The sequence below is a fragment of the Pseudomonas syringae genome, from assembly GCF_002157375.1.
Taxonomy (GTDB): Bacteria; Pseudomonadota; Gammaproteobacteria; order Pseudomonadales; family Pseudomonadaceae; genus Aquipseudomonas; species Aquipseudomonas syringae_T.
Genome location: NZ_MTSA01000011.1, coordinates 21,219 through 35,065 on the forward strand (window position 1 = coordinate 21,219; position 13,847 = coordinate 35,065).

Annotated in this window: 14 protein-coding genes and 2 pseudogenes; 10 read left to right on the forward strand and 6 right to left on the reverse strand. The window is 58.4% G+C overall.

What is annotated here, in order from left to right:
* Positions 1-17 precede the first annotated feature (17 nt).
* From BW686_RS15025 to BW686_RS15040, 4 genes are read right to left on the reverse strand one after another with little or no spacing between them, the layout of a single operon-like run.
* The gene (locus tag BW686_RS15025) at positions 18-1,298 is read right to left on the reverse strand and encodes an efflux RND transporter periplasmic adaptor subunit (protein WP_084918139.1); all 1,281 of its coding nucleotides are present in this window, start codon (positions 1,296-1,298) and stop codon (positions 18-20) included.
* Positions 1,291-2,763, reverse strand: coding sequence for a TolC family protein (locus BW686_RS15030; protein WP_084918141.1), 1,473 nt, complete (start codon positions 2,761-2,763; stop codon positions 1,291-1,293). Before BW686_RS15030 ends, BW686_RS15025 begins: the two co-directional genes overlap by 8 nt.
* Positions 2,756-3,970, reverse strand: a complete 1,215-nt coding sequence (locus tag BW686_RS15035) for an ABC transporter permease (RefSeq protein ID WP_084918144.1) — start codon at positions 3,968-3,970, stop codon at positions 2,756-2,758. Before BW686_RS15035 ends, BW686_RS15030 begins: the two co-directional genes overlap by 8 nt.
* Positions 3,963-4,622 carry an ABC transporter ATP-binding protein gene (locus BW686_RS15040; protein WP_256898522.1) on the reverse strand — a complete coding sequence of 220 codons (660 nt, stop codon included), beginning with the start codon at positions 4,620-4,622 and terminating at the stop codon, positions 3,963-3,965. The genes BW686_RS15035 and BW686_RS15040 overlap by 8 nt, the downstream gene beginning before the upstream one ends.
* 381 nt (positions 4,623-5,003) lie before the next feature.
* Here BW686_RS15040 and flgB point away from each other — a divergent pair, with 381 nt between their 5' ends.
* The 5 genes from flgB (at position 5,004) to BW686_RS15070 (ending at position 8,590) form a co-directional block, all read left to right on the forward strand.
* Positions 5,004-5,411 (forward strand): flagellar basal body rod protein FlgB, encoded by a 408-nt coding sequence (gene flgB, locus BW686_RS15050; protein WP_084918148.1) that lies wholly within the window; start codon positions 5,004-5,006, stop codon positions 5,409-5,411.
* A 3-nt stretch (positions 5,412-5,414) separates the two neighbouring features.
* A complete protein-coding gene (gene flgC, locus BW686_RS15055) occupies positions 5,415-5,855 on the forward strand; it encodes a flagellar basal body rod protein FlgC (RefSeq protein WP_002554316.1) in 441 nt (146 codons plus the stop codon).
* 15 nt (positions 5,856-5,870) lie between these two features.
* On the forward strand, positions 5,871-6,560 hold the full coding sequence (gene flgD / locus BW686_RS15060; RefSeq protein WP_084918151.1) for a flagellar hook assembly protein FlgD: 690 nt from the start codon (positions 5,871-5,873) through the stop codon (positions 6,558-6,560).
* Positions 6,561-6,585: 25 nt separating this feature from the next.
* Complete coding sequence (gene flgE / locus BW686_RS15065; RefSeq protein WP_084918153.1) at positions 6,586-7,923, forward strand: flagellar hook protein FlgE; 1,338 nt, start codon at positions 6,586-6,588, stop codon at positions 7,921-7,923.
* Positions 7,924-8,116: 193 nt separating this feature from the next.
* Positions 8,117-8,590 carry a flagellar hook-basal body complex protein gene (locus tag BW686_RS15070; RefSeq protein ID WP_084918154.1) on the forward strand — a complete coding sequence of 158 codons (474 nt, stop codon included), beginning with the start codon at positions 8,117-8,119 and terminating at the stop codon, positions 8,588-8,590.
* Here the strand turns inward: BW686_RS15070 and BW686_RS15075 are convergent.
* Positions 8,566-9,105 (reverse strand): annotated as a pseudogene (locus BW686_RS15075) (flagellar basal body FlgE domain-containing protein); the annotation flags it as partial. The gene BW686_RS15070 and the pseudogene BW686_RS15075 overlap by 25 nt on opposite strands.
* Before the next feature lies 1 nt (position 9,106).
* On the opposite strand from BW686_RS15075, the pseudogene BW686_RS15080 reads away from it, so the two are divergent.
* Positions 9,107-9,865, forward strand: a pseudogene (locus tag BW686_RS15080) (flagellar hook-basal body complex protein); the annotation flags it as partial.
* Here BW686_RS15080 and BW686_RS15085 read toward each other — a convergent pair.
* On the reverse strand, positions 9,866-10,057 hold the full coding sequence (locus BW686_RS15085) for a hypothetical protein (RefSeq protein ID WP_084918157.1): 192 nt from the start codon (positions 10,055-10,057) through the stop codon (positions 9,866-9,868).
* A gap of 283 nt (positions 10,058-10,340) precedes the next feature.
* Between BW686_RS15085 and BW686_RS15090 the strand changes: the two genes are divergently transcribed.
* From BW686_RS15090 to BW686_RS15105, 4 genes are all read left to right on the forward strand, one after another.
* Entirely contained in the window at positions 10,341-11,081 is a 741-nt protein-coding gene (locus BW686_RS15090; RefSeq protein ID WP_084918160.1) for a flagellar basal body rod protein FlgF, read from the forward strand.
* A gap of 46 nt (positions 11,082-11,127) precedes the next feature.
* Complete coding sequence (gene flgG, locus BW686_RS15095; protein ID WP_005890056.1) at positions 11,128-11,916, forward strand: flagellar basal-body rod protein FlgG; 789 nt, start codon at positions 11,128-11,130, stop codon at positions 11,914-11,916.
* 84 nt (positions 11,917-12,000) lie between these two features.
* On the forward strand, positions 12,001-12,714 hold the full coding sequence (flgH, locus tag BW686_RS15100; protein WP_084918163.1) for a flagellar basal body L-ring protein FlgH: 714 nt from the start codon (positions 12,001-12,003) through the stop codon (positions 12,712-12,714).
* Between the two features lie 13 nt (positions 12,715-12,727).
* Positions 12,728-13,837: a flagellar basal body P-ring protein FlgI gene (locus BW686_RS15105; RefSeq protein WP_007252072.1), complete on the forward strand. Its 1,110-nt coding sequence runs from the start codon at positions 12,728-12,730 to the stop codon at positions 13,835-13,837.
* Positions 13,838-13,847: the final 10 nt, after the last annotated feature.

Sequence of the window (13,847 nt, forward strand, 5' to 3'; positions counted from 1 at the left end):
AGTTCGACGTGCTGTAGTCAGCGTGCAGCAACAGTACCCGTCTCGATGTAGCCAGGCTCAAGTCCAAATACTTCCACTCCATCGGGTGTCGCGTGGCCGGTCGTAATGACGCGCGGGCGGGCATTATCGGCAGGGTCCGGACGGTAGGTAACCGTCGCCTCGCCCTGACCATTGCGTGAAATTGCATCGGCCGGGACTACCAGCGCGTTTTCACGGCGGTAGGTGACAATCTCCAGCTTTGCACTCATGCCCAGCCTGAGTTGCTTCTGCTGCTCTGCCTGGAGCCCAAGCACCGACACAGTCACTTCGTAGCTGGCCCCTCCGGCTTGTGTTTCCGTGTTGATACCTCTGGCCCCGACTGAGCGGATCTGGCCCTGCAGGACAAGGCCGTTGAATCCGTCACCGGTTATTTCGACGGGCATGCCTTCACTGAGCTGGTGAACGTCACTTTCTTCCACCCGGGCAGCCACCTGGAATTCTTCGAGATTGACCAGCTCAAACAGCGACATCCCTTGATTGACGCGCATTCCTTTTTGTACGGAGGCCAGGGTCGCATTACTTTCCTGGGCGGTGCGCGGGCGGATGACGACGCCTGAAAAGGGCGCTTTCAACTCGCGCTGCTCCTTGAGCGCCAACAGGGATTGGTAGCGCGATTGCGCATTGGCCAGTTCCATTTCGGCTATCTGGCGATATTCGCCTTCACCTTTTTTTAGCGTTTCGCTCAGCTCCGAACGTGCTGCCGCAAGATCGAGCCTGAGTGTCTGAAGCTGTTGGTCCAGCGTGTCCACTTCCATGCGCGGCACGATACCGCGTGCAAACAGGGCCTGAGTTTCTTTCTGTTTTCGCTCGATGTCACTGAGCGTGAACTGAGTGGTCGACAGTGTCCGTTTGGCTCGGGCAACTTCCTGACTGTTAGCCCAGCCTTGCAGTTCGCGCACAGCACGCTGCGCCTTGAGTTCGTCGGAGAGTGCCGAGCGTAACTGAATGTCCAGTAACGTCGTGTCCAGCGTCAGTAAGGTCTGGCCGCGCGCTATGCGTTGTCCTTCAGTGACCGTGACACTTTGCACAACACCTTCGAAGGGGGCGGAAAGGGTTTGTTGGGCGGCTGATTCAATTCTTCCCACAAGACCCAGACGATTTTCCAATGTCTGATAGTCGATGCGTACCCACGTGGCGTCAGCGGGGAGCGCAGGGGAGGGGCGCAGAAAGATAATGGCTGTAGCGCCTGCGAGAACCAGCAAGGCGCAGGTCAGCCATAAGCGCTTCGAGCGGCGGAAGGGTTTCAGGCGTTCAGTCATTGAGTGCAATGTCCCAACTCTCCAGTGTTGTGCCCAGAATTTGATCCAGCCGGGTTTTTGCATTGAGGTAGGCGATGAGTGCATCGACGCTGGCACTCTCCGCGTTGCGCAAATCGGATTCGAAGCTCAATACCTGAAAGTTGCTGGAGCGACCGACTTGTAATTTCTGTTGCTCGATATCCAGCTTGCGGCGCGAGAGGTCTCTGGCGCGCAGTGAAATCTCATATTGACGCCAGCGCGTCGCAATGTTGCGAACGGCGTCGCCCACGTCGCGTTCGAGCACCTGCCTGGCCTCCGTCAGAAGGATGTCCTGATTCTCGACATTGACCTGGGCCCGCACGACATTCTGCTTACGGCTCAGATCGCCAATGGGTATCTCGACCTGCACCCCTGCGTAGCCTTCCCACCTTCTGTCCGAGTCCCGCCCTTGTACGTCTGGATAAAAGTTGCTGACCTGACTCGTGCCCCCCACCAGTGAGACGTCCCACAGTCGATTGTTGCGGGCGACCAGCAGATTGATTGAAGCCTGTTCGTTGGCGATCAGTTGCCCCAGATAGTCAGGTTGTTGTTCCAGCGCTGTCTTCATGGCTTCTGCGCGGCCAAGCTCCATGCGCGTCGCCTGCAGACTTTCCACGGCGCGCAGTCGGGTTTCCTGGTTCAAGGCCAGCAGCCGCAAGAGTTCGAGGCGACTGGAGTCGAGTTGATTGGCGGCTTCTTCGGCCCCGAGTTCCTGAGAGGCGGCGTCAGCTTCGGTCTGCACGATTTCGAACGCGGCCATCCGGCCCGCGTCGATCATGGCCTGGTTCACCTCCAGTAATTGGCGAGAGCGGGTCATGGCGTCCTGCGCAATACGCAGTTGCTCCTGCGCGCGCAGCACGTCGCGGTAGGCGGTCACAATCTGGGTAATGGTCTGTGAGACTGTCGATTTCAGGCTCAGTCTATTGATTAGCTCGGACAGTCGGGCCAGTCGAACGGGCGCTGTAGTAACGTCGCGCCCTGCGCCGCGCAGCAGCGGTTGAATGATGGTGAACGTCGTGCCGTCATTTCCCCTGCGGCCAGCGCTGTTGGCCATGGTCAGTTGGTTCGTCCATGACAGGCTGAAACGGGTGCCGAACTCGCCCAGCAGGGTTGTCGTCGGAACAATCTGGCTTTGCCGGTAGCGGTCGCTCTCATTGCGAGAGGCCAGGTAGCTGCCACTCAGTACCAGCTTGGGGGTAAACAGGTCCTCTGATACGCGCAGGTCGAACTTCTGCGCCAGACGCTCAAGGTAGGCACTTTTGATCGACCTGTTATTGCGCAAGCCTAGAAACACTGCGTCGGCCAGTGTGAGATCGATGACCTCGTCGCTTAACGACACCGTGGTTCGGTCTGGCATGGTGGCGCGCGAGGGTGCGAGTGATGAGGGGCTGGATTGAGCCTGTGCGCTACAAAGCATCATGCACAGCAAGAGCGTAAATTTAATCATCGCGCAATGCCTGTACCGGTTGCAGACGTGCGGCAGCCAGGGCGGGATACAAGCCGAAGAAAAGGCCCACAATCAGAGAACTGCTGATTCCCACCGGGAGCGACTCTCTGGACAAGACGAACGTCCAGCCCGAAAGACGCACGAATCCATAGGCACAAAGGACTCCCGCTAACGCACCGATCAGCGCGCCGGCAATTGACAGGCATGCTGCCTCCAGCAAAAACAGGGTGCGAATGTCGCTTGCCCGAGCGCCGATGGCCATCCGTACGCCGATTTCCCGGCGACGCTCGGAAACGCTCATCAACATCACGTTCATGACTCCTGCGCCTCCGACCAGCAGAGAAATGCCGCCCAGTCCGGCGAGCAGGTAGGAAAAGGCACTGGCTTGTCGGGTGAGGCTTTCTATGAGCTGCTGGGGAATCTGCACGTCGACGTCGCGACCCTTGAGCAAGTCCTCCAGGTAGCGTTTCAATGCGTTGGCATGGGCATCAATTAAAACCGTGTCTCGCGACCTGGCGATGACGCTGGTTATTTCCGGTGCGGATCGAAGCCTGCGCATGCCTTCTATCGGCACGAATACCGACTCGTCGACCTGTACGGCGATCATGGGGTTGCCGAGGTGCGGTGCTGCGATTCCGATCACGGTGTACAGGTAATTTTCAATCTGTAGCGTGACGCCCTGTTTCAGCACGTTAGCGGAGAGGTCCACGCCCAACGCCTTGGCCATGTTGGTACCGATGACAGCGTAAGTGGCGCGTTGATCGAATTCGGAAAGGAAGCGGCCCTGAGACAGCGCTATGTCCATTATTTCGGCCAGGCCCGCCGTGGTGCCGATGATACTGGCGTCGACGCTCTTGCCTGAGCGGCGAACGCGCGTCGAGTGAAAGACGGTCGGTGCCGCCTGGGCCAGTTCAGGAAGCGCTTCAAGCAACGCGCCGGTATCGATAACGGCGGGCAGTGTTTTTTTCTGGTCGGTGGAATAAGGGAAGGAGACGACCATGATTTCGGTACCCATGCCCTTGAAAGCACTTACGGCTTCATTCGCTGCGCTTGCGCCGACATTCAACAGCGCGACAATTGCCCCGCACCCTACGGCAATACCCAGTAGCGCCAGCAAGGAACGGCGACCCAGCATACGCAAGCTGTCGAATGATTCTGTCAGTGCCTGAAGGAACGACGGGCCATGTCTGAGCGAGTGATCAAGCATCCAGCGCGTCTCTGTGTGGGCGGCGCTCGGAGACTTCGCCTTCTTCAACAAGAAAGCAGCGTTGCATTTGTCCGGCCAGCCGGGGGTCGTGCGTGACGACGATCAGGGTCACGGCTTTTTCCCGATTCAACCCGAGCAGCAAATCCATCACATCGTCTGCGGTGGTGCGGTCCAGATTGCCTGTGGGTTCGTCGGCCAGAATCAACGACGGCCCGTTGACCAACGCGCGGGCAATAGCGATGCGTTGACGCTGGCCTCCAGAGAGGTCGGCAGGGCGGTGCTTCAGCCGATCGCCCAGACCGACGCGCTCTATCTGGATTTGCGCCTGCTGATGCGCCAGAGCTTTGGGATAGCCCCGATAGAATAATGGCAGCGCAACGTTTTCCAGTGCCGTCAGGCGCGGCAGCAAGTTGAAACTCTGAAAAACGAAACCGATTTCTGTGTTGCGCAGCCGGGCGCGTGCTTCGGAAGTCGCATCGGTCATGTTCTGCAGGCCGAAGTGAAAGTCTCCGGAGACCGGTTTATCGAGCAGACCGAGAATATTGAGAAGCGTACTTTTGCCTGATCCTGACGCGCCTAGAATCGCGCAGGTCTGACCTCGCTGAATGTCGAGCGAGACGTTCTTGAGTGCAAAATGCGAATGCTCACCCATTGAGTACGCCTGACAAATGTCTTGCATACGAATAAGGCTATTTGCAGTGGCAGGCTCCATGCCAGGCATTTCGGACGTCCTTGAATCTTGCGGGAAAGTGGCGACTTTTTCAGGCGCGAGCCTATGTATCATAAAAGTACATCGGTTGCGGACAGTTTTCTGCAGGACCTGATGCAGATGTCACTCACCCTCAATACTGGCAAAAAAACGGCACCCACCTTGCCGCTTTGCCCCTCCACAGCGGAAATGCCTTGCCGCTTTTCTGGCATTGCCGCCTCTGCGCCACCTGCAACCCTTGCAATCATTGGGTTTTGCAACATGGCACGCCGATTGCTTTGTCAGTAACAACAGAATCAGGTCAACCGGCAAAGGTTTCCCGAAATGAGCATCAGCTTCGATAAAGCGCTAGGCATACATGAAAAGGCCCTCAACTTCCGGGCTCAGCGGGCAGAAGTGTTGGCCAACAACATTTCCAACGCTGACACCCCGAATTTCAAGGCTCGCGATCTGGAGTTTTCTTCGGTGCTGGCCGCCGAAACCGACAAAGCCCAGAACGGTCATTTCGCGCTGAACAAGACCAACAGCCGTCATATCGAAGCCGAGGGCATGGGGAATGACGACGGTACGCTGATGTATCGCACGCCGTCGCAGCCTTCGCTGGACCAGAACACCGTTGATTCGCAGGTCGAGCAGGCCAGCTACACCGAGAACGCCATGAGCTTCCAGGCCAGCTTCACATTGCTCAACAGCAAGTTCAAAGGGCTGGTTGCAGCCCTTCGCGGAGAATAATTCATGTCACTAGCCAATGTGTTCAACATTGCCGGTAGCGCCATGAGTGCCCAGACCACGCGTCTGAACACTACGGCCAGTAACATCGCCAACGCCGAGACCGTGTCTTCGAGCATGGACCAGACGTACCGCGCCCGTCACCCGGTGTTTGCCACCGTGATGCAGGGTCAGCAGTCCACCGGTGGTTCGCTGTTTCAGGATCAGGGCGAAGCCGGGCAGGGGGTTCAGGTCAACGGCATCATCGAAGACAGTTCCAACCTCGAAGCGCGCTACGAGCCCAATCATCCTTCTGCTGACAAGGACGGGTATGTCTATTACCCCAACGTCAATGTCGTGGAAGAAATGGCCGACATGATTTCCGCCAGTCGTTCGTTCCAGACCAACGCCGAAATCATGAACACCGCTAAATCCATGATGCAGAAGGTTCTGACCCTCGGTCAGTGATAGAAGGCGAACGTTATGGCCGTTGATAGCACCACCGCAAACAGCGTTTCATCCACATTTTTGAATTCGCTGCAGAACCCTACACCGACAGCCACGAACTCTACAGGTACGCTGGGCAAGGATTCGTTTCTTCAACTGCTCGTTACGCAGATGAAAAACCAGAACCCTCTGGACCCGCAGGACAACACTCAGTTCGTGGCACAGCTTGCACAGTTCAGCAGCCTTGAAAGCATGCAGAACCTGACGTCGACGGTTGACACGATTGCAACCAGTTACAAGTCGTCCCAGGCCTTGCAGGCGTCTTCGCTGGTGGGTCGTTCGGTGATCATTGATTCGAGCAGCACCTCGGTCGATACGAGCAAAGGCATGACCGGCTCAATCGTGATCCCTGCCGCCAACCCGCTGACAACGGTCAAGGTGTACGACGCTCAATCGAACCTGGTCGACAGTGTCGATCTGGGTGCCCAGACGGCCGGCACGGCCAGCTTTGCCTGGGACGGTACGGATTCAAGCGGCGCAGCACTGCCATCGGGCACTTATACCTTCAGGGCGGAAGGTGCGGTTGACGGCAAGAACACACAGTTTTCGACTTACCTGCCCGCCACGGTCAACAGCGTCACGCTGGGTGTCAACGGTGCGGAAACAATGCTTAACCTGGCCAGCGGCAGTGTTGCCCTGTCCAAAGTTCAAACCATCGGATTGTAGAGCCGCTACGGCGCAGGAGTGAAACATGTCTTTCAATATCGGCCTTAGTGGGCTCTATGCTGCAAACAAAAGTCTCGACGTGACCGGCAACAACATTGCCAACGTGGCGACCACTGGATTTAAAAGTTCGCGCATCGAATTCGCGGATCAGTACGCACAATCGATTCGCGGCACTTCGGGTGGTACCAGCGTCGGCAGTGGTGTTACCACGGCCGCTGTTTCCCAGCAGTTTTCTCAGGGCAGCCTGAGCACGGGCACAGGTAATGCACTTGACCTGGCCATTAACGGCAACGGCTTTTTCATGCTCAGCAACAACGGTGATTCGTTGTACACCCGTGCAGGTGCTTTCCATACTGACAAGGACGGCTACGTCGTCAACAGTTCGGGCATGAACCTTCAGGGTTATAACGTTGATGCAAACGGTACGGTCATGGTCGGCTCTTCCGGTGATCTGCGCGTCGACAGCTCCAACCAGCTGGCGAGTCCGACCAGCAGCATTACCAACACGGCCAACCTCAACTCGACATCGGCCGTTCCGACGGTCACGCCGTTTGACGCAACCAACTCCAAAACCTACAACGATACCTACAGCACCACCGTCTTCGATTCGCAAGGCAACGAGCACCGGATGGAAAGCTATTTTGCCAAGAACGGCACTAACAGCTGGACCATGTACTCGCTGATTGACGGTCGCAATATCAGCAACCCGGCCAGCACGGTTCCGGATGCAAACAACCTGACGTTCGATTCGTCGGGCTCGCTGATCATCAATACCGGTGCTACACCGACTGCACCTTCGCCAAGTGCTAACGTCAGCGTCAATGCCGACGGTACGTTCAAGGTATCCAACTGGGTGCCTGCCATTCAGACGGGCACCGGTAACACTGCCACCTGGGGCCCGAACGGTGCTGCCGGTGTTGCGTCCGGTATCCAGCTGGACATGACGGCTTCAACGCAGACGGCTTCGGCCACAGGCCGTTCGGCGCAGGCTCAGAATGGTTACGCGGCAGGTCAGATCAAGGACATGAGCGTGGACTCGTCCGGCAAGCTGTTCGCGTCTTACACCAATGGTCAGTCCAAAGTCATTGGTCAGGTTTCCCTGACGTCCTTTGCCAACGTGCAAGGCCTCGCGCCTGCTGGCGGGACCAACTGGCGCGAAACCTTTTCGTCGGGCATTCCGGGTACGGGCGCTCCGCAGTCGGGTACTCTGGGTTATGTCACTGGCCAGGCGCTGGAAGAATCCAACGTCGACCTGACGCTTGAACTGGTCAACCTGATCAAGGCACAAAGCAACTATCAGGCTAACGCCAAGACGATCTCTACGCAAAGTACCATCATGCAGACCACTATTCAGATGACGTAATAAGCGTGGTTTGAACGATGGTAAAAGAGCCCCTGAAAAGGGGCTTTTTTATGGGTGATCGCCAAGTGTTTTTCAGGGTTTGGCAGAGATGAAAGTTACGGATCGCTCCCTCAACCTACTTGGAAACTTCCTACGCACGATGATGTGAGAATAAAACTTCTATATGAATTGCCTTTATGGCAAGGAAGTCCTCATGTCATTCAATATAGCGATCAGCGGCATTCATGCTGCTAACAAAAGGCTGGAAGTGGCGGGTAACAATATTGCCAACGCGGGCACGCTGGGTTTCAAGTCGTCACGTGCGCAATTTTCCGCGTTGTATGCGTCTGCTCAGTTGGGCTCCGGGCACACGGCGGTCGGCGATGGCGTGCGGCTTGCCTCGGTGCAGCAGAATTTCAATCAGGGTGAAACCGTGATCAGTTCCGGTAATCCACTGGACATGCGTATTCAGGGCAACGGTTTCTTCGTGGTACGTGATCAGGGCGCGCTGGCTTATACGCGGGCTGGTGCGTTTCTCAAGGACGCGGCCAATTTTGTGGTCGACAGTGATGGCGGGCGTTTGCAGGGCTACGCAGCGAACGGCAAGGGCGAGATTATCAGCGGTATCCGCACGGACTTGCAGATCGATACGTCCAACGTTGCCGCCAGGGCCACCATCCTGCTGTAGGTATTCAGGTCAGAGGTGTTGAAGTCCGGAACCGGACGGTGCATGACCGTATCGGCAGGGTCAAGCACACTCGCCCCGCCATCATCCAGCGACAACGAAACCGCCCCGCCGCTGGCGGCGCCGTTAGCCAGCCACGCGCCATTGACCTGACTGGCCGGCACCCAGCCCTGCAAGGCAAATTCGCTGTCCGACACTTTGTGGATGTGCTGATTATTGCCGCTGTACGACAGGGAGCCGTCCGGTTTGAGTTCGAGGCTGACGTGCAGCGGCGCCACACTCTCTGGGTCCACCGGGTTGCGCCCGTCCACCAATACGTACATGGACCACTGGTTGTCTTCGGTCTTGACGAAGTACTGCTTGAGTTCATGGTTGGCCGCGGGCACCGGACTGATCCCGGCATCCTGAAGCCTACGGGCAGTGACTCGCGTATAGGTCGCCGGATCGGCCGGATCAAAGGCTGGCAATCGGGCGAGCGATGGCAGCGACGCGTCCAGATTGATGTTTTCGGCCACTCGGATGTTCGGCAATCAGATCTTCGACAGCCAGGGCAACGCCCATGAGCTGAAGCAATATTTCGTGAAAGACGGCACCAACAGCTGGCGCATGCACGTCCTGATTGATGGCCGAAACCCGCAAACGCCGGATTCCACGACCCCGCTGACAGCCAATATTGTGTTCGATTCACACGGCTCGGTAGCGTCAATGACGGGCAGCCCTGGGCTGAACAGCAGCAATGGCAACCTTCTGCACCTCACAGGCTGGTCGCCCGTAAGGGTGGCTGATCCAGGCACAAGCCGCGAACGCTGGATATCCAACGGGGCGGCAGGCAGCGCCGACGGCATCACCATCGACTTCACTAACCTGCTGCAGCATAACGCTGCCAGTTCACGCTCTTCCGCGCAGGTGGACGGCAATTCGGCGGGGGAACTGAGAAGTCTGGATGTCGGGCGTGACGGCATCCTGCGTGCGGGTTTCACCAATGGCATGAGCAAGGATATCGGTCAGGTCATGCTCGCCAGTTTTGCCAATCCCCACGGTTTGCAACCACGCAGCGACACACGCTGGACGGCGACCGCTGATTCCGGCGTGCCTGAATACGATGTGCCGGGCGTCGGTACGCTGGGGAGCATTGTCAGTGGCGGGCTGGAGGGCTCGAACGTCGTGCTGGCGGATGAACTGATTGCCTTGATTCAGGCGCAGACGGCTTATCAGGCCAACTCGAAAGCGATATCCACCGAGGTCACGCTGATGCAGACGCTGATTCAGTCCACTTGATCAAATCGAGCAGTCGGCCTTGATGAAGTGGCCTTTCAGGCGCTTCCAGCCTGGGCCGGGGCTGGTCTGAGCGCAGACGATCCGGCTGTCGCCCTGCCATTTGTAGTAATGCGCGGGCGCAGCCTGGGCGAGCGGCGCGAAGGTCGTCAGGCTGGCAATTGCAATGCCGGCGATGCACCCACGAAAAGACATGGCGATTACCGATGAGGTCTGTGATGTCGGCCAGATTATCACTGACGATCAGGTGGTCGGTGCGCACTTGTGAAGTTTTTTTGGCGTTGCGTCGGCATCAGCAAGGGGGAGGCGGCAGTCCGCCGCCGCTATTGGGTGGCGCTTTGCCTCAAGACAAACCCCGCGTGCCTGTTTTTGCTGACGAATCAAGCGTTTGTATCGAGCCTGACAAGTTGGTTCAAAAATTGCTTTAACCCTTTCAGAACAGCTACAGGCGGCAAGCGTCTGTCGGAGGAGGAAGACTGTGGACAAGTTGCTTTACGTCGCCATGAGCGGTGCATCTGAAAACGCGATTGCGCAGAAGGCTCACGCCAACAACCTGGCAAACGTCTCGACCAACGGTTTCATGCGTGACCTTGAACAGGCCCGCTCGATGCCAGTGTTTGGCGAGGTCATGCCTTCCCGTGCCTATGCCATGAGCGAACGTCCAGGCACTGACTTCTCTGCCGGTGCAATGGTTCAGACAGGCCGTGAACTCGACATCGCCGTCAAGGGCGATGGCTGGATTGCCGTGCAGACGCCTGATGGCGGCGAAGCCTACACCCGCAGCTCCGGCATGAACATCGATGCGCTGGGCGTGTTGCGCGACGGCAGCGGTTTGCCGGTAATGGGCAACGGTGGCCCGATTGCCGTGCCGCCTCAGCAGCAGATCGAGATCGGTTCCGACGGCACGATCAGCATTCGCTCGCTGGGCGAGAGCCCGCAGGTGATGGCGCAGGTCGACCGTATCAAGCTGGTCAGGCCTGACCTGAAGACCATGGAAAAAGGCCCTGACGGCCTGATCCACACCAAGACCGGCCGGCCTGCCGATGCAGATGCCACCGTTCAGGTCGAGTCCGGATTTCTGCAGGCGAGCAACGTCAATGCGGTCGAGGAAATGACCTCGGTACTGGCCTTGTCCCGTCAATTTGAATTGCACGTCAAGATGATGAAGACCGCCGAAGAAGACGATCAGTCGATGGCTCGCGTCTTGCAACTTGGCTAATCAATGACAGCTTGCGCCGACAAACCGGCGCTTGAGGAGAACACACATGCTTCCTGCACTATATGTCGCCAAAACCGGCCTGGCCGCTCAGGACACCAACCTGACCACGATCTCCAACAACCTGGCGAACGTGTCGACCACCGGTTTCAAAAGTGATCGCGCCGAGTTCCAGGACCTGCTGTACCAGATCAAACGTCAGCCAGGCGCCCAGTCGACTCAGGACAGCGAACTGCCGTCCGGCCTGCAACTGGGTACCGGTGTACGCATCGTCGGCACGCAGAAGAACTTCACCGCTGGCAGCCTGCAGACCACCAACAACCCGCTCGACCTGGCCGTCAACGGTCGCGGCTTCTTTCAGGTGACTCAGCCGGATGGCACCGTGGCTTACAGCCGTGACGGCACGTTCCACCTCGACGCCAACGGCCAGATCGTGACCGCCAACGGTTATGCGCTCGAGCCTGCGATTGTCGTGCCGCAGGCCGCGCAGACCTTCACGGTCGGTCAGGACGGTACTGTTTCGGTCACGCTGGCAGGTGCCACCGCCACGCCGCAGATCATCGGCAACATCCAGACGGCCGACTTCATCAACCCGGCTGGCCTGCAGGCCATCGGCGGCAACCTTTACCTGGAAACCGGTTCGAGCGGCGCGCCGCAGATCGGCACGCCAGGCCTCAACGGCCTTGGCCCGACCCTGCAGAACACCCTGGAAAACTCCAACGTCAGCACCGTCGAGGAACTGGTCAACATGATCACGACCCAGCGCGCTTACGAGATGAACTCCAAAGTGATCTCCACTGCGGACCAGATGCTGCAAAACCTGACTCAGAACCTGTAAAGCACTGATGTTGTTGCCGGGAAAACTGCTCAATCCGACAGGGCGCCTGATAAGCGCCTGCTACACCGCGAGGTTTCAAGTGTCATGAACCGCCTTAGTGTTCCGCGTGTTTCAGTGTTGATCGCTTCATTGTGCGGGATCACCCTGCTGTCCGGCTGCGTCGCACCGACGGCCAAGCCCAATGACCCTTATTACGCTCCGGTGTTGCCGCGTACGCCCATGTCGGCGGCTTCGAACAATGGCGCTATCTATCAGGCCGGTTTCGAGCAGAACCTGTACGGCGACCGCAAGGCGTTCCGCGTCGGCGACATCATCACCATCACGCTTTCCGAGCGTATGGCGGCGAGCAAGGCGGCGACGTCCGCCATGTCCAAGGACAGCACCAACAGCATTGGCCTGACGTCGCTGTTCGGTTCGGGCCTGACCACCAACAACCCGATTGGCGGCAATGACCTGAGCCTGAGCGCTGGCTACAACGGCGCCCGTACCACCAAGGGTGATGGCAAGGCGGCACAGAGCAACAGCCTGACCGGTTCGGTCACTGTGACGGTTGCGGATGTGTTGCCCAACGGCATTCTGTCCGTGCGTGGCGAGAAGTGGATGACCCTCAACACCGGTGATGAGCTGGTGCGGATCGCCGGGCTGGTTCGCGCCGATGACATTGCGACGGACAACACCGTGTCTTCCACCCGTATTGCCGATGCACGCATTACCTATTCGGGGACCGGAGCCTTTGCCGATACCAGCCAGCCAGGCTGGTTCGACCGGTTCTTCCTCAGCCCGTTGTTCCCTTTCTGATAGCGGGATAGACATGATCAAGCTCAAGCAACTGATAGCGGCGACCTTGTTGTTGTCCACAGCGTTCGGCGTCCATGCCGAACGTCTGAAGGACATCGCAAGCATCTCCGGCGTGCGGGCCAACCAGTTGATCGGTTACGGCCTGGTCGTGGGGCTCAACGGCACGGGTGACCAGACCACCCAGACGCCATTTACCCTGCAGACTTTCAACAACATGCTGTCGCAGTTCGGTATCAAGGTGCCGGCCGGTTCCGGCACCGTGCAGCTGAAAAACGTCGCTGCGGTGGCGGTGTATGCCGACCTGCCGGCTTTCGCCAAACCGGGTCAGACGGTCGATATCACCGTTTCCTCGATTGGTAACTCCAAAAGCCTGCGCGGCGGTGCGCTGTTGATGACGCCGATGAAAGGTGTCGACGGCAACGTTTACGCTATCGCCCAAGGCAACCTGGTGGTTGGCGGTTTCGACGCAGAAGGGCGCGACGGCTCGAAGATCACGGTCAACGTTCCGTCGTCGGGTCGTATTCCCGGTGGCGCCTCCGTTGAACGTTCGGTGCCGAGCGGCTTCAATCAGGGCAATACCCTGACGCTGAACCTGAACCGTTCCGACTTCACCACCGCCAAGCGGGTGGTGGACAAGATCAACGATTTGCTGGGCCCTGGCGTTGCTCAGGCGCTGGACGGCGGTTCGGTGCGTGTGACCGCGCCGCTCGATCCGGGCCAGCGTGTGGACTACCTGTCGATTCTGGAAAACCTGGAAGTCGATCCGGGCCAGACCGCAGCCAAAGTCATTATCAATTCGCGGACCGGCACCATCGTCATCGGCCAGAACGTCAAGGTATCGCCTGCCGCCGTGACTCACGGCAGCCTGACCGTGACCATCACCGAAGACCCGATTGTCAGCCAGCCGGGCGCATTGTCCGGTGGCCAGACCGCTGTCGTGCCGCGCTCGCGGGTCAATGCCCAGCAAGAGCTGCACCCGATGTTCAAGTTCGGTCCAGGCACCACGCTGGATGAGATTGTCCGTGCGGTCAATCAGGTGGGCGCTGCGCCCGGTGACCTGATGGCCATTCTCGAAGCCCTGAAACAGGCCGGCGCGTTGCAAGCCGACCTGATCGTCATCTGAGGACTTGCGC